Raw genomic sequence first — 23,377 nt, 5'->3', positions numbered from 1 at the left:
TATCAGACGGATTCGTACCATAGGACATCGAACATTTTTAACGTCCTTTGGGAGCTTCCATGAACAAGTCCTTGCTCAGCGCCTCGCTGTTTGCCCTAGCGCTCGCAGCCCCGCTCGCCCACGCCCACGAAGCCGGCGACATCATCGTTCGCGCCGGTGCGATCACCGTCAACCCGAAGGCCGACAGCTCCAGCGTCAAGGTCGATCAGGGTCCGCTGAGCGGCGCCAACCTGGGCGGCAAGGCGACCATGAGCAGCGACACCCAACTGGGTCTGAACTTCGCCTACATGCTGACCAACAACATCGGTATCGAGCTGTTGGCCGCCTCGCCGTTCGAGCATGACGTGAAGATCAAGGGCACCGCCCTGCCAGCCGCCAACGGCAAACTCGGCACCCTCAAACACTTGCCGCCGACCCTGAGCGTCGTCTACTACCCGCTGGACGCGAAGTCGCCGTTCCAGCCGTACATCGGCGGCGGTATCAACTACACCTGGATCTACGACGAGCACGTCGGCAGCGAAGCCCAGTCCAACGGCTTCAGCAACTTCAAGGCGAAAAACTCCTGGGGCCTGGCCTGGCAGGTCGGCGCCGACTACATGCTGACCGACAACATCATGCTCAACGCCCAGGTGCGCTACATCGACATCGACACCCGCGCCACCGTCGAGAACAACGCCGTAGCCCCGGGCACCCGTGCACGGGTGAATGTGGACGTTGATCCCTTCATCTACATGGTTGGTCTAGGCTACAAGTTCTAAAGAACGTTCACGTGGTGGTGAATGAGGCTTGGTGGCGGGCAGGCTCAGAACTGACGGCGATGTTAAGCCATCGACCGGGGAGCAAGCTCCCTCGCTACAGGAAATGTTTTTGAAACCCGATTTCCGGCCGTGAAAAAGGCGCCTGTCAAAAGGCGCCTTTTTCACGTCTGCGGGAAGCTCAGCGGCCGAGCAAACGAGCCAGGCCGACCTTCATCGGCGTTGGCGTCGGGCACTTGAATCGCTCAAGCAACCGGCGGTTGTTCGCCCGTGAATGACGGATGTCACCGGAGCGCGCCGGGCCATAGCTGACGGGCGGCAACTCGCCGACCACCGCTTCGAGCGCGGCCAGCATCTGCTTCAGATTGGTCGCCTGATTCCAGCCGACGTTCACCGCACCGACATCCACTTGCGGCTTTTCGAGCGCCTGCACCAGGACATCGACCAGGTCTTCGACGTACATGAAATCCCGAGTCTGCTCGCCATCGCCGAACACGGTGATCGGCAGGCCTTTCTGCGCGCGCTCGCTGAAGATGCTGATCACCCCGGAGTACGGCGAGGACGGATCCTGACGCGGGCCGAAGATGTTGAAGAAGCGGAAGATCGCCGGTTCCAGACCGTGCTGGCGGCGGTAGAAATCGAAGTACTGCTCGCCGGCCAGTTTGTCCGACGCATAAGGCGTCAGCGGTGCCTTGGGCGTGTCTTCGTCAATCGATTCGCCTTCGCCATTGTTGCCGTAGACGGCTGCGCTGGAGGCGTACAAAACACGTTTGACGCCGGCCTCGCGCATGGCTTCGCAGACGTTCAGCGTGCCGATGAAATTGCTCTGGTGGGTTTTCACCGGATCGTCCACCGACGCCTGCACCGAAGCGACGGCGGCCAGATGGGCGACCGCGCTGCAACCCTGCATCGCTTGTGCGACTAGAGCTGCATCGGCCACATCGCCGACGATCAGTTCGACCCTGGGATTATCCAGCGGCAGGTTGCTGCGCTTGCCGGTCGACAGGTCATCGAGAATCCGCACCGAATGGCCCTTGGCAAGCAGCGCGTCAGTCAGGTGCGAGCCGATGAAACCGGCGCCGCCGGTGATGAGAACAGGGCCTTCAGCCATGACGATAAAACCTATCCAGTAAGCCCGGGAGCGCGGCACGCCAGGCGCGCGGCTTGATCCCGAAGGTGTGCAGAATTTTCTTGCAGGCGAGCACCGCATGTTGCGGCTCTTCGGCGGCATCCGGGCGCGCGGCGTGGGCCTGGGCGGTCGGCGCTTCGATGGCCAGCGGGTGCAGACTGCGCGCCTCGGAGAGAATCGCCTGGCCCAGCGCCAGCGGCGTGGTCGCCTCGTGGCCGGCGTAGTGGTAAGTGCCCCACAGCGGCGCGGCGCAATCGAGTTGCTTGAGCACCGAGATGATCACCCGCGCCGCATCGTCGACCGGTGTCGGATTGCCACGCCGGTCATCGGCCAGCAGCAATTCTTCCGGTTGTTCGGCACGGGCCAGGAAGCGCCCGAGGATCCCCTCCGGGCTGTCGTCGAGCAGCCAGCCGAAGCGCAGCAGCACATGTTGCGGGCAAGTGGCGCGTACGCTCTGCTCGATCCGCCACAGCGCCTGACCGCGCAGGCCCAGCGGCACCGGTTCGTCCTTTTCGCTGTAGGCAGTGGCGCGGGAACCGTCGAACACCCGATAACTGGACGGCTGCACCAGCACGATGTTGTGGTGCTGGCACAGTTCGGCCAGGCGTTCGATGGCGCGTTCCTGTCCGGCCAGACGGCTTTCGCTGACGACCTCGGCCTGGAACCAGTCGAAATAGTAGGCAAGGTTGATCAATGCATCGGGACGGGTGTCGTCGAGCAATTGGGTCAGGCTCGCGGCATCCCAGCCGTCTTCGGGCGGGCGGGGGGCGAGGAAACCGATGTCTTCCTCCGCACCGAGGCGAATCAGCGCCTGCCCAAGGGCATTTCCGCCGCCCAGTAACATAAGGCGCATTCGCATAGAGTCAGCAGGCCCAGTCTGATTGGAACGATGGCTTTGGCGACGATGCTTGTGACACCGTCGTCGATAATTGCCGGAATCGTTGCATTTTGCGGGTTTAGTGCGCAACCGTCACCCGTAAAGTGTAGATCCCGAGCGGTACTTGCAACTTCGTCCGCCCGCCCGCATAACTGAAGCCATGAATCTGCCCCTCCCCAAGGACGCGGCCCTGGCAGGCTTCCACCCCGCCGTCAGCGCCTGGTTCAGCAGCACCTTCCCGACGGTGACGGCCGCCCAGGCCCGTGCATGGCCATTGATCCGCCAGCGCCGCTCGACGCTGATCGCCGCGCCCACCGGTTCCGGCAAGACCCTCACCGCGTTCCTCGCGGTGCTCGACGATCTGGTCCACCGTGGCCTGGAAACCCCGGACGGTCTGCCGGACGAAACCCTGGTGGTCTACATTTCGCCGCTCAAGGCGCTGTCCAACGACATCCGCATCAATCTGCAGAACCCTCTGGCCGGGATTACTGAGCAGCTACGCCAAATGGACCTGCCGGCGCTGGAAATCACCACCGCCGTGCGCACCGGCGACACCCCGCAGAAAGACCGCGCCGCCATGCGCAAGAGCGCGCCGCACATATTGGTGACCACCCCAGAATCGCTCTACGTGCTGCTCGGCTCCGAGTCCGGCCGCAAAATGCTCGGTACCACGCGCACGGTGATCGTCGATGAAATCCACGCCATCGCCGCCGGCAAACGCGGCAGTCACCTGGCCCTGAGCCTCGAACGCTTGCAGGCGCTGTGTCCTGAACCTCTGACCCGCATCGGCCTGTCCGCCACGCAAAAACCGATCGATGCGGTGGCGCGGTTTCTGGTCGGCCATGGGCGCCCCTGCGAAATCATCGACATCGGCCACGCGCGCCCACGGGATCTGGGCATCGAAGTACCGCCGGTGCCGTTGTCGGCGGTGATGACCAATGACGTCTGGGAACTGGTCTACGACCGCCTCGCCACACTGGCCCGTGAACACCGCACCACGCTGATTTTCGTCAACACCCGACGTCTGGCCGAGCGCCTGAGTCGACACCTCAGCGAACGCCTCGGAAAAGACGCCGTGGCCGCGCACCACGGCAGTCTGGCCAAGGAGTTTCGCCTCGACGCCGAGCAGCGGCTCAAGCGCGGCGAGTTGCAAGTGCTGATCGCCACCGCGTCGCTGGAACTGGGGATCGACATCGGCGAAGTCGACCTCGTCTGCCAGATCGCTTCACCGCGCTCGATTGCCGGTTTTCTGCAAAGAGTTGGCCGCTCCGGGCACCAGGTCGGCGGCACACCCAAGGGCCGCCTGTTCGCCACCACCCGCGACGATTTGATCGAATGCGCCGCCCTGCTCGACTGCGTGCGCCGGGGTGAACTCGATACGCTGCACATCCCTGAAGCGCCGCTGGACGTGCTGGCGCAGCAGATCATCGCCGAGGTCAGTTGCCAGGAATGGGCCGAGGACGATTTGCTCGCGCTGCTGCGCCGGGCCGAGCCCTACGCCCGCCTCGACGAAAAACACTTTCAGGCACTGCTGGGCATGCTCGCCGAGGGCTACAACGGCCGTCAGGGCATCCGCAGCGCTTATCTGCACCGCGACGCCGTCAGCCGAACCCTGCGCGGACGACGCGGTGCAAGGCTGACGGCTGTCACCAGCGGCGGCACCATCCCCGACAACGCCGACTACAGCGTCTTGCTCGAACCCCAGAGTCTGAACATCGGCAGCGTCAACGAAGACTTCGCCGTGGAAAGCATCGCCGGCGATGTGTTCCAGCTCGGCAACGCTTCTTATCGGATCCTGCGGGTGGAGGCCGGCAAGGTGCGGGTCGAGGACGCTCAAGGCCAGCCACCGACCATTCCGTTCTGGCTCGGCGAGGCGCCGGGACGCAGCGATGAATTGTCGGCGGCCGTAGCGCGCCTGCACGCGCAGCTCGATCAATTGCTCAGCGCCAGCCCCGGCAACCTGCAACCGGCCCTCGACTGGCTGACCGACACCCTCGGCCTGAACCTGGCCAGCGCCGAACAACTGGTGGATTACCTGGCCCGCGCCCGCCTCGCCCTCGGCGCCCTGCCGTCGAGGGACACGCTACTGATGGAGCGCTTTTTCGACGAGTCCGGCGGCACCCAGTTGATCATCCATTCGCCGTTCGGCAGTCGGATCAACCGCGCCTGGGGCCTGGCCCTGCGCAAGCGCTTCTGCCGCACCTTCAACTTCGAATTGCAGGCCGCCGCCAGCGAAGACGCGATCGTGCTGTCGCTGTCCACCAGCCACAGTTTCGAACTCGATGAAGTCTGGCGTTACCTGCACAGCAACAGCGCCGAGCACATCCTGATTCAAGCGGTGCTGGATGCGCCGCTGTTCGGTGTGCGCTGGCGCTGGAATGCCGGGGTGGCGCTGGCCCTGCCGCGCTTTACCGGCGGGCGCAAGGTCGCGCCGCAATTGCAGCGGATGAAAAGCGAAGACCTGATCGCCAGCGTGTTTCCCGATCAGATCGCCTGCCTGGAAAACCTCGCCGGTGAACGGGAAATTCCCGAGCATCCGCTGGTGGAGCAGACCCTCGACGATTGCCTGCACGAAGCGATGGACAGCGAAGGCTGGCTCGAACTCCTGCGGCGCATGGAGCGCGGCGAAGTGCGCCTGATCGCCCGTGACCTGCCGGCGCCCTCGCCGTTGGCGGCGGAAATCCTCAGCGCCCGCCCCTACACCTTTCTCGACGATGCGCCGCTGGAAGAGCGTCGCACCCAGGCTGTGCTCAACCGCCGCTGGAGTGATCCGCAATCCGCCGATGACCTCGGCGCGCTGGACGCCGACGCGATCAACGCCGTGCGCGAAGAAGCCTGGCCTACGCCGAATAGCACCGACGAAATGCACGAAGCGCTGATGAGCCTGGCGTGCATCAGCGACCGCGAAGTCGAGGCCAATCCGCAATGGCGCGAGTGGCAGAATGCTTTGGCCGAAACCGGGCGAGCCTGCCGATTGCAGATCGATCCCGAGCACTCACTGTGGCTGGCGCGGGAACGCCTGACCTGTCTGCAAGCGCTTTATCCACAGGCGCAGTCGGCACTGCCCGCGCTGCCCGGTTTCGACGAACCATGGACGGCCGATGACGCGCTGATCGAAGTGATCCGTGCGCGGCTCGGCGCATTCGGACCGCTACCGCTGGCGGCGATTGCCGAACCGCTGGCCTTGATGCCGGCTGCTGTTCATCAAGCCCTCGCTCATCTGGAGCGTGAAGGTTATGTGCTGCGCGGCCAGTTCACGCCGGGATCGACCGTTGAAGAGTGGTGCGAACGACACCTGCTGGCGCGCATTCACCGCTACACGGTCAAGCGTCTGCGCCGGGAAATCGAGCCGGTGGCGTTGCAGGATTTCATGCGGTTTCTGTTCGACTGGCAGCATTTGGCTCCGTCCACCCGTGGTCAGGGCAACGCCGTATTGCCGGCGATTGTCGCTCAGTTCGAGGGCTACCCGGCCGCTGCTTCAGCCTGGGACAGCGACCTCCTTCCCCTGCGGCTCAAGGACTATTCACCGAGCTGGCTGGACGATCTGTGCCGCAGCGGCAAACTGGTGTGGACGCGCCTCAGCGCCCGGCAAAACATCAGCGGCACGGCGTTGCGCAGTACACCGATCGTGTTGCTGCCACGCAGTCAGGTCGGCTTGTGGAGTGCACTGGCCGAGCAGACGCCGGTCAGTGAACTCTCGCCCAAGACCCGCAAAGTTTTCGACGCACTGAGTCAGCACGGCGCGCTGTTTTTCGATGAACTGATTCATGAAGCGCACCTGCTGCGCACCGAGTTGGAAATCGCCTTGCAGGAACTGGTCGGTGCCGGTCTGGTGAATGCCGACAGCTTTGCCGGATTGCGCGCACTGATCACCCCGGCGAGCAAGCGCCAGCAGCGCAGCAGTCGACGCGGGCGCGGGGCGTTTGTCGGAGGCATGGACGATGCCGGACGCTGGGCGTTATTGCGTCGCGGGCCGGTTGTGGAAAACCGACAAACGGCGTCGCCCGAAACCCTCGAACACATCGCCATGACCCTGTTACGCCGCTATGGCGTGGTGTTCTGGCGCCTGCTGGAACGCGAAGCAGATTGGTTGCCGAGCTGGCGCGAACTGCTGCGTACTTTCCATCGGCTGGAAGCGCGGGGCGAGATTCGTGGCGGGCGGTTTGTCAGCGGTCTGGCCGGCGAGCAATTCGCCCTGTCCGAGGCGATTCCGCTGCTGCGCGAAGTCCGCCGTCGCCCCCATGACGGCAGCCTGATCGCGGTGTGCGGTGTCGACCCGCTGAACCTCGCCGGGACCTTGCTGCCGGGGGCGAAAGTGCCGGCGCTGGCGAGCAATCGGCTGGTGTATCGCGATGGGTTGCCGGTCGCTGCCGAGGTCGCGGGCAAGCCGCAATTCTGGGCGGAACTGGATCAGGTTTCCATGGAGCAGGTGCGCAGCAAACTGATCCGGCATTGATGTAAACCGGTCTGGCCTCTTCGTCGGATCGCCGCCCGGACCAAGCCCGCTCCCACAGTAATTGGGCGGTGCCTGCTATTTCGGCATCAAAAAGAACCCTATGGGAGCGGGCCTGCCCGCGAAGAGGCCGGCACATGCACCACAAGAACTCCTATTGAGTCGGCGATTGCGCTGGTAACACCACCGACGAATGCGCCGGCGCCACCTCTTCTTCCTGGCGCTTGGGCAGCAAAACCTGCTGTGGATAAGTCTGGGCGAAATGCACCCACGGGCTGTTATCCACAAGCTTTTTCAGACGCTGGTTGAACGCGCGGCTCACCGCATACTGCCCGCCCGACACCGTGCGGAATTGCGCCGTCAGCACCACGCCGTTCAGGTCCATTTTATCGACGCCAAACACATCCAGCGGCCCTTGCAGGTTGTACTTGAGAAACGGATCTTCGCGGATCGAATCCCCCGCCTCGCGGATCAGCTCGATAGCCTTGTCGACATCGGTGTCGTAGGTGAACTGCACCGAGAAAAACGCGAACGCAAACTGTCGCGATTGGTTGGTCACAGCCTTGATCTGACCGAACGGCACCGAGTGCACGAAGCCCTTGCCGTCGCGCAGGCGCAGGGTGCGAATGGTCAGGCCTTCGACCGTGCCGGCGTGCCCGGAATCGAGCACCACCCAGTCGCCGATCGACAGGGTGTCTTCAATGATGATGAACAGCCCGGTGATGACGTCCTGCACCAGTTGCTGCGAGCCGAAACCGATGGCCAGGCCGACCACCCCGGCACCGGCCAGCAGTGGCGCGACGTTGATCCCGAGATTGGCCATGGTGGTGATCGCGCAGATCACCACCAGGATGATTTTGATCGCGTTGCGCAGCAGCGGCAGGATGGTTTTCACCCGGGTGCTTGGCTGGCGCGCTGAGCGTTTGCTGACCGGTGGTTTCAGTGCTTCCTGGATCGCCGTGTCGAGCACCACCCACAGCAGCCACGTCACGAGAAGGATCAGGCCGATGCTGCTCAGGGCATTGCTGATCGCCCGGCCGACCGTGCTGCTCTGGGCAAAGTCGAGCAGCGACACGCCCCAGATCCGCCCGAGAATATCGATGAATGCAATCGCAACGACGATCCGCAGCAAGGCGTGCAACAGGCTGAGGAAACGTTCCTTGTAGGCACTGCTGCGCTGGATCGCCTCGGCCCTGCGCGACTTGAACAGGTGTTGCAGCACAGTGCTGAGAAACACCGTGCCGATCAGCAGCACCGTGGTGAGCAACGCGCAGCGCAGGGCTTTCTGGTTGTCCTCGCCGATGCCGATCAGGTTGACCGCCGAGACCAGCACCATCAGCACGATCGGCCAATACCAAAGCCCGGAAAAAATCCGCAGCGATTCCTGCAGCGACGGTTGTTTAAGGCGCTGGGCCAGCGGGCGATTACGGATCAGGTGCGCCACCGGCCGACGCAGGCGAATCACCAGCAGACCGAAGATGATCGACGCCAGCAAGCCAGTGAATACGGCGATGCTACTGGTAATGTTGCCGCCCAGTTGCCGGGCGATCTGCGGGCTGGTCAGGGCGTCACTCAACGCGGCAAGAAAGCCGATCAGGAACAGCGGTTTCGGGCAGTAGTCACGGATGATCTGCACGGCGCGGCGCTTGTGGCCGACGTTGAACATCACCACCACACACAACAGCATCGACGTGGAAAATATCCCGCTGCTGGTGGCGTAGGCAAAACACAGCGCCAGCGCCCGACCCACCGAGGCCGACAGAAAATGGCTGACGTACAGGGTCAGCGGCAGGCAGATGAGTGCGGGCAGCGTGTAGGGCAACAGGTAACCGAGCAAATCCTGGCTGCGCTGACGGGTGCGCAACCACCGACCTTCCCGCAGTCGTTTGCCCAGTACGCTGCCGAGCACCGTCAACACGGCAAACGTGCCCAGCCACACGCCGGACAGCATCAGGAAATCCCCCGCCACGCTCCAGCCGGACCGGTTCGAAGGTTGATTGACCAGCCTGTCGACCTCATCCGCCGCCCGGTCGGCGCGCAGGCGCCAGGCGTCGACCAGATGCTCGTTGAGATCGAGTTTGTCCTGCACGTCGTCGATGCCGGAACTGATGGCGCCGAGCAGCCCGCCCTGCACAATCGGTTCCGGTTTGGCCGGCTCTTCACTGGCCGCCGGAACACCCGGCAGGCTGGCGGCTTGCACTGCATTGCCGCCGAACAACAGCAATGCCCCCAATAGAATCGCGATCCTGAACCTGGTCAAAACGCAGAGCTCCCTTGGTTGAACCTGTAAGGAACTGATCGGTTTTGGCTTGGCAAGTTCGGTTTTGATCGTTCCCACGCCCACTCCCCCTCACTGATCGTTCCCACGCTCTGCGTGGGAACGATCACCTCAAGGGGCTGATATTTGCGTCGCACGCAAATATCAAATGCCCATCCCTGTATTTTTCCACTCCCACCAAACCCCGACACTGCGCTCCATTCAATCCCCCACCGGAGTGCCGTGATGCCCATTGCCTTGCTCGCGCTGACCCTCAGCGCTTTCGCCATCGGGACGACCGAGTTCGTCATCGTTGGCCTGCTTCCCACCATCGGCGCCGATCTCGGCGTCAGCCTGCCGTCCGCCGGTCTGCTGGTCAGTCTCTACGCGCTGGGCGTAGCCATCGGTGCGCCGGTGCTGACCGCCCTCACCGGCAAAGTCCCGCGCAAACTGTTGCTGCTGTCGCTGATGGTGCTGTTCACCCTCGGCAATCTGCTGGCCTGGCTGGCGCCGGGTTATGAATCGCTGGTAGTGGCGCGGATCGTCACGGGGCTGGCCCATGGCGTGTTCTTCTCCATCGGCTCGACCATCGCCACCAGCCTGGTGCCCAAGGAAAAAGCCGCCAGTGCGATTGCGATCATGTTCACCGGTCTGACCGTGGCGCTGGTCACCGGCGTACCGCTGGGCACGTTCATCGGTCAGCATTTCGGCTGGCGTGAAACCTTCCTTGCCGTTTCAGCACTGGGCGTGATCGCGTTTATCGGCAGCCTGCTGTATGTGCCGAACAACATTGCCCACAGCAAACCGGCATCGCTGTTGCAGCAATTGCAGGTGCTCAAGCAACCGCGTCTGTTGCTGGTCTATGCCATGACGACCATCGGTTACGGCGGCTCGTTCATCGCCTTCACGTTTCTGGCACCGATCCTTCAGGACATCTCCGGCTTCAGCGCCGGCACCGTCAGCCTGGTGTTGCTTGTGTACGGCGTGTCAGTGGCAGTCGGCAACCTCTGGGGCGGCAAACTGGCGGACAAGCGCGGGCCGATCAGTGCGCTGAAAATCATCTTCGCCCTGCTCGCCGCCGTGCTGTTCGTGCTCACCTTCACCGCTGGCAACCCATGGCTGGCGCTGGCCACCGTGCTGGTCTGGGGCGCAGTCGCCTTCGGCAACGTGCCGGGTTTACAGGTGTATGTAGTGCGTCAGGCTGAACATCACACACCGCACGCCGTGGACGTGGCATCGGGGTTGAACATTGCCGCGTTCAACCTCGGTATTGCCGGTGGCGCGTGGGGTGGCGGTTTGATCGTCGCGCACATCGGCCTGATCCATACCGCCTGGATCGGTGGCCTGGTGGTGCTGGTGGCGTTGGCCCTGACCGCATGGAGCGGTCGCCTCGATCGCCTGGGCCCGGTGTACGCCGAACCCGCCGAAGGCTCGGCCCGGATCGTCACCGGGCACTGATCAAGCCAGCCCGACCGTCCGTAATCCCGTCGAAACTTTCCCCGACCGCCCGCAGTCATCCACAGACAGAGGCCGTATGGGGACTTTCGACGGGAGGGCGGCATGGCAACGATTCACATCGGTATTTCAGGCTGGCGTTACGCCCCGTGGCGCGGGGACTTTTACCCCAAGGGGCTGGCGCAGAAACGCGAATTGCAGTTCGCCTCACGGGCGGTCAACAGCATCGAAATCAACGGATCGTTCTACGCCCTGCAACGGCCCGAACGCTACGCCCAGTGGTACGCCGAAACGCCGGATGACTTCGTGTTCAGCATCAAGGCGCCCCGCTTCATCACCCACATCCGCCGCCTGCGCGATATCGAGAAACCCCTGGCCAATTTCTTTGCCTCCGGGGTGCTGGAATTGAAGGAAAAATTCGGCCCGATCCTCTGGCAGTTCCCGCCCAACTTCACATTCGACCCCGAACGTTTCGAAGCCTTTCTCGACCAGTTGCCCCACGACACCCAGGCCGCCGCTGACCTCGCCCGCCGACACGACTCACACCTGCACGGCCACGCGAGCCTGAAGGCCTACGGCAAAAAACCGCTGCGCCATGCCGTGGAAATCCGCAACGACAGTTTCATCGACCCCGACTTCGTGCGCCTGCTCAAGCGCTACAACACTGCGCTGGTGATCGCCGACACCGCCGGGAAATGGCCGTACCGCGAAGACCTGACCAGCGATTTCGTCTACCTGCGCCTGCATGGTGCCGAAGAACTCTACGCCAGCGGCTACACCGCAGCTGCGCTGCGACGCTGGGCCGACCGGATCGACGCCTGGCACCATGGCCGGCAACCGCGCGATGCCCATTTGATCGCGCCGCGCCTGAAACCTCGGGCCCGTAAATCCCGCGAGGTTTTCTGCTACTTCGACAACGACATCAAGGTTCGCGCGCCTTTCGATGCCCGCAGCCTTTTGCAGCGCTTCGATCTGGATAAAAACCTTGAAACCGTGCCCGGTGAGCCAGCCGCCGAAGGGGTACTCGCATGAGCATTCCCGAACCGCTCGGATTCACCGACGAGCAGTCCACGGTCATCACCACGGTGCGCCGTTTCACCGTGCTGACGGTCAACACCCACAAGGGTTTCACCGCACTGAACCGGCGTTTCATCCTGCCGGAACTGCGCGAAGCGGTGCGCAGCGTGTCCGCCGATGTGGTGTTCCTGCAGGAAGTCCACGGCACCCACGAGCACCATCCCAAACGCTACGAAAACTGGCCGACGATGCCGCAGTACGAGTTTCTCGCCGACAGCCTCTGGCCGCAGTTCGCCTACGGGCGCAACGCGGTGTATCCGGACGGCGATCACGGCAATGCGGTGTTGTCGAAATTCCAGATCGTGCGCCATGACAACCTCGACGTTTCGATCAGCGGCCATGAAAACCGCGGCCTGTTGCATTGCGTGCTGCGCCTGCCGGGAGACGACCGTGAAGTGCATGCGATCTGCGTCCATCTGGGCCTGCGCGAAAGTCATCGCAACGACCAGTTGCGCCTGCTGCGGGAGCGCCTCGCCGAACTGCCCGAGGATGCGCCGGTGATCGTCGCCGGCGATTTCAACGACTGGCGCCAGCGCGCCGATGCCTTGCTTGAACCCTGTGGCCTGCGTGAAGTGTTTGCGGCGCATCACGGCAAACCGGCGCGCAGCTTTCCGGCGCGCATGCCGCTGCTGCGCCTGGACCGGATTTATGTACGCAACCTCAAGGCCAGTCAGCCAAAAGTACTGGCGAACCGTCCCTGGTCACACCTTTCCGACCACGCACCGCTATCGGTGGAGATTGAACTATGAGCAGTGCACCGTTGGAGAAATCCGCCGTGGAGCCCGTCAGCATCACCCCGCCCGTGCGCGAGCCCGGCACCGTCGATGTCGAGTATCGCTGGCAGGGCAACAACCGGATCGAGCTGCTGGAAAACGGCGAGGAATATTTTCCCCGGGTGTTCGAAGCGATGCGCGCGGCGAAAAGCGAAATCCTGCTGGAGACCTTCATCGTCTTCGAAGACAAGGTCGGCAAGGAATTGCAGGAGATTCTGATCGATGCTGCTCGGCGTGGCGTGCGCACCACCGTCAGCCTCGACGGCTTCGGTTGCGGCGAATTGAGCACCGGCTATCTCGCCGCGCTGAGTGAAGCCGGCGTGCATCTGCAAATCTTCGATCCGGCCCCCAAACGCCTGGGCATTCGCACCAACTGGTTCCGTCGTTTGCATCGCAAGATCGTGGTGGTCGACGGGTTGATCGCGTTCATCGGCGGGATCAATTTCTCCGGCGATCACCTGGCCGATTTCGGCCCCGAAGCGAAGCAGGATTACTCGGTGGAGATTCAGGGCCCGGCGGTGACCGACATCCATCATTTCGCTTTGCTGCAAAGCGGCCGACCGGGACGGGCGAGATTCTGGTGGCAGCGTCGCCGGCAACGGCGTGCCGAGATGGCGTTCGACGATCACGACGGTCAGGTGCGCCTGGTGTTCCGCGACAACGACCGGCACCACACCGATATCGAAGACGTTTATTTGCAGGTACTGCGCCGCGCCCAACGGCGGGTGGTGATCGCCAACGCCTACTTCTTTCCCGGCTATCGCCTGCTGCGCGAGATTCGCAACGCCGCCCGACGCGGGGTCGAGGTGCGGCTGATTCTGCAGGGGCAGCCGGACATGCTGGTGGCCAAACTCGCCGCGCGCATGACCTACGACTACCTGCTCAAGGCCGGGGTGCAGATTCACGAATATTGCGAGCGGCCGCTGCACGGCAAGGTGGCGCTGGTGGACGAGGAATGGAGCACCGTCGGCTCGAGCAATCTCGATCCGCTGAGCCTGTCGCTGAACCTGGAAGCCAACGTGTTGATTCGCGACCGCGCCTTCAATCGCCACCTGTTCGAACGTCTCGAAGACCTCAGCCACAACCACTGCAAAGCGATGGACGCCGCGAAGTCGCCACGCGGGCGAATCTGGCACATGACCGTGGGCTTTCTGGTGTTTCACTTCCTGCGGCATTTTCCGGCCATGGCCGGCTGGCTGCCGGCGCACAAACCACGACTCAAACCCTTTTCCCATGCCGCCGGGAGCGATCATTCATGAGCCAATCCGAAGCCCACGCGGCGGTGCATCCGACACCGGCGGGCAAGTCCCGCTGGAGTCGCTGGAAACGTCCGCTGACCTTGTTGTTCTTTCTGGCGCTGATCGTTTTGCTGACGATGTTCGCCAGTCGCATCGAATGGGCCGAAGTGCTGCAAACCCTCGCCGACTTCAAGGTGCGCACCCTGATCATTGCCTCCAGCCTGACTTTGCTGAGCTTTCTGGTGTACGCCAGTTTCGACCTGATCGGCCGCACCTACATTCGTCAGGACCTGACGTGGAAACAGATCCTGCCGGTGGGCGTCATCAGCTATGCGTTCAACCTCAACCTCAGCGCGTGGGTCGGCGGGATCGCCATGCGTTATCGGTTGTATTCGCGGCTCGGGGTGAGCAAAAGCAACATCGCCAAGATCCTCGGCCTGAGCCTGGCGACCAACTGGTTCGGCTACATGACCATCGCCGGCGTGGTGTTCGCCAGCGGGCTGGTGCGGATGCCACCGGGCTGGAAAATCAGCAGCGGTGCGTTGCAGGGCATTGGCGTGTTGCTGCTGTTGGTCAGTGTCGGCTATCTGGTGGCCTGCCAGTTTTCCCGGCGGCGCGAGTGGTCGATTCGCGGGGTAGAAATCAACCTGCCGTCGCTGCGCATGGCGGTCCTGCAATTGCTGCTCGGGGCATTGAACTGGTCGCTGATGGCAGCGGTGATTTTCACCTTGCTGCCGAGCAAGCTCGACTATCCGCTGGTGCTCGGGGTGCTGTTGATCAGCGCGATTGCCGGGGTCATCACCCACATTCCCGCTGGGCTCGGCGTGCTGGAAGCGGTGTTCGTGGCGCTGCTGCAACACGAGGCTTCGCGCGGCAGCCTGGTGGCGGGGCTGCTGGCGTACCGGGCGATTTATTTCCTGCTGCCGCTGCTGATCACCGTGCTGATGTACCTGGTGGTGGAAGCCAAGGCCAAGGCATTGCGGATCGAGAAGAAACCTAAATCTGATCAGCGGGACTGAATGATGCTCAACCGCTCGCCCACCACCATCTCGGTGATCCAGTCGACCAGGATTGAGGTGTAGGCCTGCTGCGAGGTCGGGTCGCTCAGGGCATGGTCGGCGCCGTCGATGATGCGGTGAGTCAGCGAGTGAGTCTGCTGGCATGCGGCGCGGTAACTCATGATCGTCGCGTGGGGCACGTAGTCATCGGTTTCCGACTGCACCAGCAGCACGTCGCCAGTGAATTGCGAGCAGGCGTGCAAGGCGCGGTTGCTGTCGGCGCGCACCAGCGTACCGCGATAATCGCGCAGGTCGGCCTTGTCCAGATCGCGCTTGGGCGTGTGCCATTGCTCGTCGCGGTACAGCGCCGGCACCCGCAGCGCCAGCCAGCGCACCGGGCGCAGCGAGGTCAGAATCGAAGCGAGGTAACCGCCATAGCTGGTGCCCACTACCGCAATGGCCGAGGTGTCCAGCGCCGGATGGGCGAGCAGCCGGTCGTAGGCCGCCAGCAAATCACGCAGATTGTCTTCACGGGTCACCCGGCTCAGCGGAATGCCGGTACCGCCGGTATGCCCGCGCAGGTCGAAGGTCAGGCACACGCAACCCAGGCCGGCGATGCCTTTGGCCCGTTCCAGATCCCGCTCCTGACTGCCGCCCCAGCCGTGCACGAACAACACGCCGGGGACTTTCGATTTGGGACTGAGGAACGTCCCGCTCATCTTTTCATCATCAATGTCGATTTGAATGCTTTCGCTTCTAGCCGTCATAGGATTTGACCGTTACGTATTTGAGGAGAAAGTCGCTGTTCTCGGCCGGCCCGCGATACACCTCGATGGCATCCGCCGGCAGGGCCTGATCGGTATAGGTTTCCACCGACGACACGCGGATCGCGCGCATCGAAGGATCGTTGACGAAACTTTGCAGCGCCGCCACTTCCGCGCTGCTGGCGCCGCCCATGCGCCAGGACTGCTCGAGCACGCCACTGCGCGGCCGGCCTTCGCTGTCCAGGCCCTGGGCGATGTCGTAATTGCGCCGCGAGGCGTAGAAACGCGGATAGGCTTCGTCCGCCGCCCGGTCGAACACCTGCGCCTGCTGGATCGCCAGACGCACGTCGTCGGGCAGATCCAGCGCCAGCAGATCCTCGTAACCGCCCTGCACCACCAGCAGGTTCGAGCCGCCGTACACCTCTTCGCCGTGGGCGTCCTTGGTCAAGTATTGATCACCGCAGTAACTCAGCACCGTGCCGCCGATGAACGACTGGCCGACGCTGTGGGTAACTACCTGACTCAAGTCCTGCTCCAGCACCACGCCATCGCTGAACAATTCTTTAGCCTCGGGTCGGGCGAGGATTTCGTCGAACGCATCCAGGCTCTTGATCACTTCCTGACCCCGCCCGGCACAAGCGTGAATCGGCTTGATCCGGATCGGCCCGCTGTACAACAGATGTTCGGCGGCAGGTCGCGCATCCTCCAATGCAAAGACGCTGAGTCCGTCCAGCACCACGGTGCGCACCCGCTCGGAAAACAAGGGCGACCAGCCTTGCGGCGCATGAGCCTGATGGCTGCGCAAGCCGTGGCTGATGGCTTTGGTGCAGATGAAATCGTGCTCGACGAAACCGCCCCACAGATCATCCGGGCCGCTCACACCCAGTTCACGGGCCGCCGCACCGACGAGGGTCTGGGTCGGCAGCAGATAAATATCCCGGCCGCGATGCTTTTCGGCGTCGTAACTGCCGCCGAACTTGAGGCCGAGGATCTGCGCCAGCCATCGCGCGAGGGCCTTGTTGGTCTGCACTTCATGCTGTGGTGCGCCGGGCCGAACCGAATGGGCGACGACCACTTTCCTGCGGGATGTCGGGGTCATTGTTCCCCCTTCCAATGGCTGCGTGAATGTAGGTCAGAGGGTGCAGAGATCAGGCCAACCGGCGCTGGCGTGAAACACGCTGAAAATCAGCCAGTTGAAAAAAACGTGCTGGCACCGCGCCTGTTTCAATCTGCACGACCGCGCTGCAGGGTCCGGCATTTTGCACGAAGAGTGCGTTTTACTTCGCCACGGCAGGCGGCGGACTGACGCCGAATCGCGCGCGATATTCACTCGGCGCCAGCCCGGTGATTTTCTTGAATATCGCGCGAAAGGCGCCCGGATCCTGATAGCCCACCGTCCACGCAATGTGGTCGATGGTGCCGTTGGTGAACTCGAGCATTTCCCGAGCCTTGCCGACGCGCAGGTGCTGGCAGTATTCAGTGGGTTTCAGGCCGGTCGCCGCGCGGAACCGACGCAGGAATGTGCGCTCCTCCAGGCCCGCACGTTCGGCCATTGCCGTCAGCGAGACGTCAGTCGCCCCGGTGCCCTGCAACCAATGCTGAACCTGAAGAATCGCACCGTCTCCGTGGTTGAGGATCGGCGCAAAATTACTCCCGCACGCACTGGCGCTGTCGCTGTGCTCCACCACCAGAAACCGCGCGGTGCTGCTGGCGATGCTCGGCCCGAGCAAGCGGTCCACCAGTCGCAAACCAAGCTCTGACCAGGCCATCAGCCCCGCCGTCGTTATCAGGTCACCGTCGTCGACAATCGGCGTGTCTGCCTTGAGCCTGATCTTCGGGTAACACTCGGCGAAGGCCTTGGCCGAAGTCCAGTGCGTGGTAGCGCTGCGACCGTCGAGCAACCCGCTCTCCGCCAGCAGCCACGAGCCGACACACACACCGCCAAGCGTCGCGCCACGCGCATGTTGTTCACGCAGCCAGGGCAGCAGCCCGGCCGGCATCTGTGCCGCGGAAAAACCGGCAATGGACGGCGGGATCAACACCGCCAGCAAACCGTTGTCGGCTCCGGGATGACTGTCGTAAACCCGCACGGGCGGGTGGTCGTCATCGACCTGCCAGTGGCTGATCCGCAGCAGCGGCAGCTGTGTGGCCTGGTGTTCGGCGGCGATCCGGTTGGCGACCCCGAACAGGTCGGTCAGGCCATGCACCGCCGCCATTTGCGCGCCGGGATACATCAGCACGCCCAGTTCCGCGACGGTCCTTTCTGCACCCATTGTCAGTTTTCCCCTGTGTATTGTCGGTGCGGCCAATCCTCGAAGACGTGGCCAGCGCCAATACTGAACCCACACCCACCCACACTTCGAGGACACACCCATGGCCAAGCAAGCGCTCATCGTAGTCGATATCCAGAACGACTACTTCCCCCAAGGCAAGTGGCCGCTGGCCGGTGCCGACGCCGCCGCCGACAACGCCGCCCGGTTGATCGCGGCCTTCCGCGAGGCCGGCAATTCTGTGGTGCATATCCGCCACGAATTCACCTCGCCCGAGGCGCCGTTTTTCACTCCGGGCTCCGAGGGCGCCAAGCTGCATCCGAAAGTGCTCAACCGCGCCGACGAGCCGGTGGTGCTCAAGCACTTCGTCAACTCGTTCCGCGAAACCGAGCTGCAATCGATCCTCGACGAGCAAGGTATCAAGGAGCTGGTGGTGGTCGGCAGCATGAGCCACATGTGCGTCGACGGCATTACCCGTGCGGCGGCCGATCTGGGTTATACCGTCACGGTCATCCACGATGCCTGCGCCACCCGCGACCTGGAATTCAACGGTCTGACCGTGCCCGCCGCCCACGTGCATGCGGCGTTCATGTCGGCGCTGGGGTTTGCCTATGCCAGCGTGGTATCCACCGACGAGTCCCTCGCTGCCAGCCGCTAAGCCCTGCTCCGACACACCCGGAAAAATCTGCGCCCGCCACGTTGCGGGCGTTTTTTCGCGTGTCATGAAAATCTCACGCGTGAGCCATTGATGGCACTTTGATTTGGTTGTAGTGTGGCTCACGCGTGAGATGTTCATAACGGAGTCATCGCCATGAAAAGCCGCTCCCCTGTCACCAAGTCAGAGAGCCCAAAGGGAGTGCGCTCGACACCGTCCGCGAAAAAGCCGTCGAGCTTCTACATGAAGCAGATGCGCGCGGGCCTGGCTGCCGCCGGTTATGTGAAACACGAAACTTGGGTGCTTCCGGAAAACCGAAGCTTGCTCAAGCAAATGGAGCAACAGCTACGCCAACCGATTCTGGCTGGCTCTTTCATGTCGGAGAATTACATGAGCGCAGGCAACAACTGGAACATCGATAGCCTCTACAACGCTTTCAAGGCGCTGGACGAGGTGGCTTCGCAAGAGATCACGCTGTCTCTGATCCAGAGCTCCGAACCCAGCCTCAAGCTGGAAATGAACGAATTCGGCGGTCTGCCGATTCACATCGCCCTCGCCGGTCAGCAGATCATCGTCGACACCGTGCTGGTGGACATCGATTCGATCACCGATGTGCGCGCCTTCAACGACGCGGTACTGCGCAGCCGGGAAATGTTCCCGCTGTCGTCGATCGGCATCGAGACCATGCCCAACGGCCAGACCGTCTACAACATGTTCGGTGCACTGAGTGCCGACTCGAGCCTGACCAACGTGGTCACCGAGGTGAAAACCCTGGTCGACAACGTACAGCGCGCCAGCGAAGCCTTCGAACACTTCTTCAAGTAATCAACAGGGAATATCCAATGACTCAGTCCATCTGGAGCAAGTTGTTCACCGCGCTGCGCGGCGGCGCCAACGAAGTCGGCGAAGCGATCGCCGACCAACAGGCCCTGCGCATCCTCGATCAGGAAATCCGTGACGCCGACAGCGCGCTGTCCAATGCCCGTCGCGAACTGGTCACCATCATGGCCAAGCACAAACTCTCCGCCGACCGCGTGAGCGAGTACGAAGCCAAGATCAGGGACCTGGAAGCCAAGGCCGTTTCCGCCCTGAACGCCGGCCGTGAAGACCTGGCGCTGGAAGTGGCCGAAGCGATTTCGACCCTGACCAACGACCTGGGCGTCGAGAAAAAGCAGACCGACGAGTTCGGCACCTACGCCGACAACATGCGCAAGGACATCAACAAGGCCGAAGCGCGGATCAAGAGCCTGCGCCAGCAAGTGGACATGGCCAAGGCCCGTGAGAGCGTGCAGAAAGCGCAGGTCAGCGCCTCGATCGCCAGCGGCGGCGCCAACGGCAAGCTGGAAACCGCTGTCGGTACTCTGAACCGTCTGCAAGCCAAGCAGCAGCAACGCGCTGCCGAGCTGAGCGCTGCCGACGAACTGGCCGATGCGTCGACCGGCAACGACCTGGATCGCAAGCTGCGCGAAGCCGGCATCACGCCGAACGAAGGCAGCGCCAACGCCATCCTCGAGCGTCTGAAGCAGAAGTCCGCCCAATAACGGCGGCGAGAAAACAGAAGGGCACCGGGTGCCCTTCTTTTTTGCCTGCTCGTTCGCCGCGCGGCCCGGTACACTAGCGGCGTTTTGCCAACGAATATCGATACCCGCTTCAAGGAATGTACCCATGGGATGGTTCAAAGATTTGCTCGGCACCAGCAACTGGCAGTCGGCCGCGCCGGCGTCCGAGCCCGCCGGCGGCCCGCTCGGACTGGCGCAGGGCAAGGCGATCCGCTTCGACACGACCCTCGGCCTGTTGCTCGACGGCAGCACGTCAGTGCGGGTTCCCGACGCCCAGGCCATCTGGAGCGCCGGCTGGATCGACCTCGGCCAGTCGAACAAACTGCATCGCTACTATCTGAACGATGAAGAATTCTGGGTACAGATCCATGTCACCGGTGATGACCAGATCGAGTCGGTGACGCTGTTCAACTACGTTAGCTACGTGACGGTCAACAGTGACGCCGAATTGCAGCGTCTGGCCGGCCCGAACAGCCTGATCGGCCTACCGACCTATCGCCACGAAGGCGTCGAATACACCCGTGAGTGGGGCACCGAACGCGGCCAGACCGAACTGGTGCCGCTGACCGAACAGGTGATCAACCCGGACGAGTCCTACACCATCAACCATCACTCGATGCTCTACGCCCGGGACACCGGCCTGACCGATCGCCGCGAACTCTTGCTGTTCTCCGTCGAACAGGACGAAGAAGGCACCGTCAGCCTGAGCACCTCGCTGGGCATCTCGCTGTACACCACCGATTTGAGCACCATTTAAAAGGAAGTTTTCCATGCTGGAAGCGTTGTCCATTTCCCTGAACAAAGCCGCGCTGGTCGGTTTCGTTGCCTACCTGATCGGCGCCGTGCTGCTGTTCATGCTGTTTCAGTTCGTCTACACCCGCGTCACGCCGCACAAGGAATTCGAGCTGATCCGTTCCGGCAACGTCGCCGCCGCCATTGCCCTGTCCGGCGCGATCATCGGTTTCGCGATTCCGGCGAGCAACGTGATCGCTCATTCGATCAACGTCCTCGACTTCGTCCTCTGGGCGGTGATCGCGGCCGCGGTGCAATTGCTGGCGTTCCTGGCGACCGGGCTGGTGCTCAAGGGCACGTCCCAACGCATCGCCAACGGTGAAATCGCCGCGGGCATCTATGTGGCGGCGGTGGCGATCAGCGTCGGCATGCTCAACGCCGCGTGCATGACCCCGTCCTACTGATCGGCAGGAAGCCTGAGATGAAACGAAGCAAGTACGTTCAACTGTCGCTGGCCGCTTCGGTAGCCCTGGCGATTTCTGGTGAAGTGGCCGCCCAGGAACAGCAACGCAACTTCCAGAGCGTCGAACAATGCGTCGATGCCGAAGTGGCGCCGGATGTCTGCTCGAATGCCTACGTCGCCGCCCTGGCCGAACACCGGCGGATCTCCCCGGCCTACGACGACAAGGCTGCCTGCGACGCGGACTTTGCCGCCGACTGGTGTCAGAAAAATTCTGCCGGCCGTTTCGTGCCGAAACTCGGCGGCTTCAAGGTGCCGCAGGACGGTGAGCCGGCGCAGAACCTCGATGCGATCGCCAATGCCCAGATGCCCGCCGGCGACGCGGCCGCCGTGCAGAGCAATCAGACCAGCACTTCACACTCGTCCAGCGGTGCAGGCAATGGCTGGCTCACCGGATGGCTGATCGGCAATGCCATGAGCAACAACCGCGCGAGTGATTCGCGGCCGGTTTATCGTGAACGCAATACCCGCCAGACCTACGACACCTCGACGCTGAACCGTCGCATCGAATCGGCGCCGAGCCGCAACCAGCGGGATTACGACAGCGATTACCGCAAACCGGTCAACGTCGCTGCGTCCACCTCCCGTGGCGGCTTCGGCAGCCAGTCCAGCGCACGCAGTGGTTGGGGCGGCTGGGGCCGTTCGAGCAGCTGACCATGAAGAAGATCCACTGCGCCAAGCGCCACGACTGGAAACAGACCGCCGAAAGCCTCGGCTTTCTGTTTCACACCATCGACGACGAGCCGTACTGGGACGAGCGCGCCTACTACCAGTTCACGCTCGCACAGATCGAAAACGATCTGGAGGATCCAACCACCGAGCTGCACGAGATGTGCATGGACCTGGTCGACCGCGTCGTGCACAGCGAAGAACTGCTGGATCGCCTGAGCATTCCGGCGTCGTACTACGACATGATCCGAACGTCCTGGCTGGAAGGTCATCCGCATCTGTACGGGCGCATGGACTTCTCCTACAGCGGCAATGGCCCGGCGAAGCTGCTCGAGCTCAACTACGACACGCCCACCAGTCTTTACGAAGCGGCGGCGTTCCAATGGGGCTGGCTGGAGCAGTGCATCGAGCGCGGGATGCTGCCGCGCCATGCCGACCAGTTCAACAGCATCGACACCCGGCTGCACGAAGCCTTCGCCCAACTGAAACTCACGCGGCCGTTTTACTTCGCCTCGATGAAAGACTCGGTCGAAGACAAGGGCACCACGGATTACCTGCGGCTGATCGCAGAAAAGGTCGGCATCGAATCGCGGCACATCGATATCGAAGACATCGGCCTGAGCGCTGACGGTCGTTTCGTGGATCTCGAGGATCGCTGGATCCCGCACCTGTTCAAACTGCACGCCTGGGAGTTCATCTTCCACGAACCGTTCGGCGCAGCGATTGCCGAGTGCGACACCCAGTTTTTCGAACCGGCGTGGAAGTCGATTCTTTCCAACAAGGGTGCCCTGCCCCTTCTATGGGAGTTGCACAAGGGCCACCCGAATCTGCTGGCCGCACACCTTGACCCGAATCCGGGCAGCGTGGTGCCCAAGGGCTGGGTGCGTAAACCGTACTTCTCGCGGGAAGGCGCCAATATCGAGTTGCAGACCGCTGAAGGCCTGATCGTCAAAGAGGATGGGCCCTACACCGATGCGCCCTTCATCCTGCAGGAATTTTCCCCTTTGCCGAAGTTCGACGACAGCTACACGCTGATTGGCTCGTGGGTGATCGGCGACCAGGCGGCGGGGATTGGTGTGCGCGAAGACAACAGCCTGATCACCAAGGATTCGAGCCGGTTCCTGCCGCATCTGATTCTTGACTGAAAACCCGCGCACATGAAAAAGGCCCGTCGTGTTCAGCGACAGGCCTTTTTT

Annotated in this window: 20 protein-coding genes; 14 read left to right on the top strand and 6 right to left on the bottom strand. The window is 62.8% G+C overall.

The features are described from left to right. Positions 1 to 59: 59 nt before the first annotated feature. Positions 60 to 758 (top strand): OmpW/AlkL family protein, encoded by a 699-nt coding sequence (locus ACTJK7_RS19110; protein ID WP_064382225.1) that lies wholly within the window; start codon positions 60 to 62, stop codon positions 756 to 758. A gap of 178 nt (positions 759 to 936) precedes the next feature. On the opposite strand, the gene ACTJK7_RS19105 is transcribed toward ACTJK7_RS19110, so the two are convergent. Beyond that, entirely contained in the window at positions 937 to 1,866 is a 930-nt protein-coding gene (locus ACTJK7_RS19105) for an NAD-dependent epimerase/dehydratase family protein (RefSeq protein ID WP_108563365.1), read from the bottom strand. After that, positions 1,859 to 2,743 carry a sugar nucleotide-binding protein gene (locus tag ACTJK7_RS19100; protein WP_074691645.1) on the bottom strand — a complete coding sequence of 295 codons (885 nt, stop codon included), beginning with the start codon at positions 2,741 to 2,743 and terminating at the stop codon, positions 1,859 to 1,861. Before ACTJK7_RS19100 ends, ACTJK7_RS19105 begins: the two co-directional genes overlap by 8 nt. A gap of 178 nt (positions 2,744 to 2,921) precedes the next feature. Here ACTJK7_RS19100 and ACTJK7_RS19095 point away from each other — a divergent pair, with 178 nt between their 5' ends. Then, positions 2,922 to 7,217: a DEAD/DEAH box helicase gene (locus ACTJK7_RS19095; RefSeq protein WP_440780308.1), complete on the top strand. Its 4,296-nt coding sequence runs from the start codon at positions 2,922 to 2,924 to the stop codon at positions 7,215 to 7,217. Between the two features lie 151 nt (positions 7,218 to 7,368). Here the strand turns inward: ACTJK7_RS19095 and ACTJK7_RS19090 are convergent, their stop codons facing one another. After that, complete coding sequence (locus ACTJK7_RS19090; RefSeq protein WP_323151272.1) at positions 7,369 to 9,474, bottom strand: mechanosensitive ion channel family protein; 2,106 nt, start codon at positions 9,472 to 9,474, stop codon at positions 7,369 to 7,371. 243 nt (positions 9,475 to 9,717) lie between these two features. On the opposite strand from ACTJK7_RS19090, the gene ACTJK7_RS19085 reads away from it, so the two are divergent. The 5 genes from ACTJK7_RS19085 to ACTJK7_RS19065 all read left to right on the top strand — a co-directional run bounded on the left by ACTJK7_RS19085 (position 9,718) and on the right by ACTJK7_RS19065 (position 15,033). Next, the gene (locus ACTJK7_RS19085; protein WP_440780307.1) at positions 9,718 to 10,929 is read left to right on the top strand and encodes an MFS transporter; all 1,212 of its coding nucleotides are present in this window, start codon (positions 9,718 to 9,720) and stop codon (positions 10,927 to 10,929) included. Positions 10,930 to 11,031: 102 nt separating this feature from the next. Beyond that, the gene (locus ACTJK7_RS19080) at positions 11,032 to 11,958 is read left to right on the top strand and encodes a DUF72 domain-containing protein (protein ID WP_440780306.1); all 927 of its coding nucleotides are present in this window, start codon (positions 11,032 to 11,034) and stop codon (positions 11,956 to 11,958) included. Next, positions 11,955 to 12,752: an endonuclease/exonuclease/phosphatase family protein gene (locus tag ACTJK7_RS19075; RefSeq protein ID WP_440780305.1), complete on the top strand. Its 798-nt coding sequence runs from the start codon at positions 11,955 to 11,957 to the stop codon at positions 12,750 to 12,752. Before ACTJK7_RS19080 ends, ACTJK7_RS19075 begins: the two co-directional genes overlap by 4 nt. Continuing rightward, complete coding sequence (gene clsB, locus ACTJK7_RS19070) at positions 12,749 to 14,035, top strand: cardiolipin synthase ClsB (protein WP_011336155.1); 1,287 nt, start codon at positions 12,749 to 12,751, stop codon at positions 14,033 to 14,035. Before ACTJK7_RS19075 ends, clsB begins: the two co-directional genes overlap by 4 nt. After that, positions 14,032 to 15,033 (top strand): lysylphosphatidylglycerol synthase domain-containing protein, encoded by a 1,002-nt coding sequence (locus ACTJK7_RS19065; RefSeq protein ID WP_011336156.1) that lies wholly within the window; start codon positions 14,032 to 14,034, stop codon positions 15,031 to 15,033. Before clsB ends, ACTJK7_RS19065 begins: the two co-directional genes overlap by 4 nt. Here ACTJK7_RS19065 and ACTJK7_RS19060 read toward each other — a convergent pair. The 3 genes from ACTJK7_RS19060 to ACTJK7_RS19050 form a co-directional block, all read right to left on the bottom strand. Then, positions 15,021 to 15,779, bottom strand: coding sequence for an alpha/beta hydrolase family protein (locus ACTJK7_RS19060; protein WP_064382234.1), 759 nt, complete (start codon positions 15,777 to 15,779; stop codon positions 15,021 to 15,023). The two genes, ACTJK7_RS19065 and ACTJK7_RS19060, sit on opposite strands and share 13 nt — an antisense overlap. Beyond that, the gene (locus ACTJK7_RS19055) at positions 15,769 to 16,875 is read right to left on the bottom strand and encodes a DUF3182 family protein (RefSeq protein ID WP_323151267.1); all 1,107 of its coding nucleotides are present in this window, start codon (positions 16,873 to 16,875) and stop codon (positions 15,769 to 15,771) included. The genes ACTJK7_RS19060 and ACTJK7_RS19055 overlap by 11 nt, the downstream gene beginning before the upstream one ends. A 178-nt stretch (positions 16,876 to 17,053) precedes the next feature. Then, positions 17,054 to 18,049: a GlxA family transcriptional regulator gene (locus tag ACTJK7_RS19050; RefSeq protein ID WP_440780304.1), complete on the bottom strand. Its 996-nt coding sequence runs from the start codon at positions 18,047 to 18,049 to the stop codon at positions 17,054 to 17,056. 100 nt (positions 18,050 to 18,149) lie between these two features. Here ACTJK7_RS19050 and ACTJK7_RS19045 point away from each other — a divergent pair, with 100 nt between their 5' ends. The 7 genes from ACTJK7_RS19045 to ACTJK7_RS19015 all read left to right on the top strand — a co-directional run bounded on the left by ACTJK7_RS19045 (position 18,150) and on the right by ACTJK7_RS19015 (position 23,326). Next, positions 18,150 to 18,704 carry a cysteine hydrolase family protein gene (locus ACTJK7_RS19045; protein ID WP_440780303.1) on the top strand — a complete coding sequence of 185 codons (555 nt, stop codon included), beginning with the start codon at positions 18,150 to 18,152 and terminating at the stop codon, positions 18,702 to 18,704. Positions 18,705 to 18,857: 153 nt separating this feature from the next. Then, the gene (locus ACTJK7_RS19040) at positions 18,858 to 19,526 is read left to right on the top strand and encodes a YjfI family protein (protein ID WP_011336160.1); all 669 of its coding nucleotides are present in this window, start codon (positions 18,858 to 18,860) and stop codon (positions 19,524 to 19,526) included. A gap of 17 nt (positions 19,527 to 19,543) precedes the next feature. Continuing rightward, positions 19,544 to 20,242, top strand: a complete 699-nt coding sequence (locus ACTJK7_RS19035; protein WP_064382239.1) for a PspA/IM30 family protein — start codon at positions 19,544 to 19,546, stop codon at positions 20,240 to 20,242. 124 nt (positions 20,243 to 20,366) lie between these two features. Then, positions 20,367 to 21,017 carry a DUF2491 family protein gene (locus tag ACTJK7_RS19030; RefSeq protein WP_323151264.1) on the top strand — a complete coding sequence of 217 codons (651 nt, stop codon included), beginning with the start codon at positions 20,367 to 20,369 and terminating at the stop codon, positions 21,015 to 21,017. A gap of 13 nt (positions 21,018 to 21,030) precedes the next feature. Then, the gene (locus tag ACTJK7_RS19025; protein ID WP_074691674.1) at positions 21,031 to 21,456 is read left to right on the top strand and encodes a DUF350 domain-containing protein; all 426 of its coding nucleotides are present in this window, start codon (positions 21,031 to 21,033) and stop codon (positions 21,454 to 21,456) included. A gap of 17 nt (positions 21,457 to 21,473) precedes the next feature. Beyond that, positions 21,474 to 22,166 (top strand): DUF1190 domain-containing protein, encoded by a 693-nt coding sequence (locus ACTJK7_RS19020; protein ID WP_108563377.1) that lies wholly within the window; start codon positions 21,474 to 21,476, stop codon positions 22,164 to 22,166. Positions 22,167 to 22,168: 2 nt separating this feature from the next. Next, entirely contained in the window at positions 22,169 to 23,326 is a 1,158-nt protein-coding gene (locus ACTJK7_RS19015; RefSeq protein ID WP_323151263.1) for a glutathionylspermidine synthase family protein, read from the top strand. Positions 23,327 to 23,377 lie beyond the last annotated feature (51 nt).

The organism is Pseudomonas sp. 22085 (assembly GCF_052045815.1).
GTDB lineage: Bacteria > Pseudomonadota > Gammaproteobacteria > Pseudomonadales > Pseudomonadaceae > Aquipseudomonas > Aquipseudomonas glycinae.
The sequence above is the reverse complement of the archived record's forward strand: the minus strand, read 5'-3'. Positions and strand labels throughout refer to the sequence as shown.

Bases quoted from the DNA above. Each gene is read 5' to 3' on its own strand.
- ACTJK7_RS19110 (WP_064382225.1), top strand. From the start codon at position 60: ATGAACAAGTCCTTGCTCAGCGCCTCGCTGTTTGCCCTAGCGCTCGCA.
- ACTJK7_RS19105 (WP_108563365.1), bottom strand. From the start codon at position 1,866: ATGGCTGAAGGCCCTGTTCTCATCACCGGCGGCGCCGGTTTCATCGGC.
- ACTJK7_RS19100 (WP_074691645.1), bottom strand. From the start codon at position 2,743: ATGCGAATGCGCCTTATGTTACTGGGCGGCGGAAATGCCCTTGGGCAG.
- ACTJK7_RS19095 (WP_440780308.1), top strand. From the start codon at position 2,922: ATGAATCTGCCCCTCCCCAAGGACGCGGCCCTGGCAGGCTTCCACCCC.
- ACTJK7_RS19085 (WP_440780307.1), top strand. From the start codon at position 9,718: ATGCCCATTGCCTTGCTCGCGCTGACCCTCAGCGCTTTCGCCATCGGG.
- ACTJK7_RS19080 (WP_440780306.1), top strand. From the start codon at position 11,032: ATGGCAACGATTCACATCGGTATTTCAGGCTGGCGTTACGCCCCGTGG.
- ACTJK7_RS19075 (WP_440780305.1), top strand. From the start codon at position 11,955: ATGAGCATTCCCGAACCGCTCGGATTCACCGACGAGCAGTCCACGGTC.
- clsB (WP_011336155.1), top strand. From the start codon at position 12,749: ATGAGCAGTGCACCGTTGGAGAAATCCGCCGTGGAGCCCGTCAGCATC.
- ACTJK7_RS19065 (WP_011336156.1), top strand. From the start codon at position 14,032: ATGAGCCAATCCGAAGCCCACGCGGCGGTGCATCCGACACCGGCGGGC.
- ACTJK7_RS19060 (WP_064382234.1), bottom strand. From the start codon at position 15,779: ATGACGGCTAGAAGCGAAAGCATTCAAATCGACATTGATGATGAAAAG.
- ACTJK7_RS19055 (WP_323151267.1), bottom strand. From the start codon at position 16,875: ATGACCCCGACATCCCGCAGGAAAGTGGTCGTCGCCCATTCGGTTCGG.
- ACTJK7_RS19050 (WP_440780304.1), bottom strand. From the start codon at position 18,049: ATGGGTGCAGAAAGGACCGTCGCGGAACTGGGCGTGCTGATGTATCCC.
- ACTJK7_RS19045 (WP_440780303.1), top strand. From the start codon at position 18,150: ATGGCCAAGCAAGCGCTCATCGTAGTCGATATCCAGAACGACTACTTC.
- ACTJK7_RS19040 (WP_011336160.1), top strand. From the start codon at position 18,858: ATGAAAAGCCGCTCCCCTGTCACCAAGTCAGAGAGCCCAAAGGGAGTG.
- ACTJK7_RS19035 (WP_064382239.1), top strand. From the start codon at position 19,544: ATGACTCAGTCCATCTGGAGCAAGTTGTTCACCGCGCTGCGCGGCGGC.
- ACTJK7_RS19030 (WP_323151264.1), top strand. From the start codon at position 20,367: ATGGGATGGTTCAAAGATTTGCTCGGCACCAGCAACTGGCAGTCGGCC.
- ACTJK7_RS19025 (WP_074691674.1), top strand. From the start codon at position 21,031: ATGCTGGAAGCGTTGTCCATTTCCCTGAACAAAGCCGCGCTGGTCGGT.
- ACTJK7_RS19020 (WP_108563377.1), top strand. From the start codon at position 21,474: ATGAAACGAAGCAAGTACGTTCAACTGTCGCTGGCCGCTTCGGTAGCC.
- ACTJK7_RS19015 (WP_323151263.1), top strand. From the start codon at position 22,169: ATGAAGAAGATCCACTGCGCCAAGCGCCACGACTGGAAACAGACCGCC.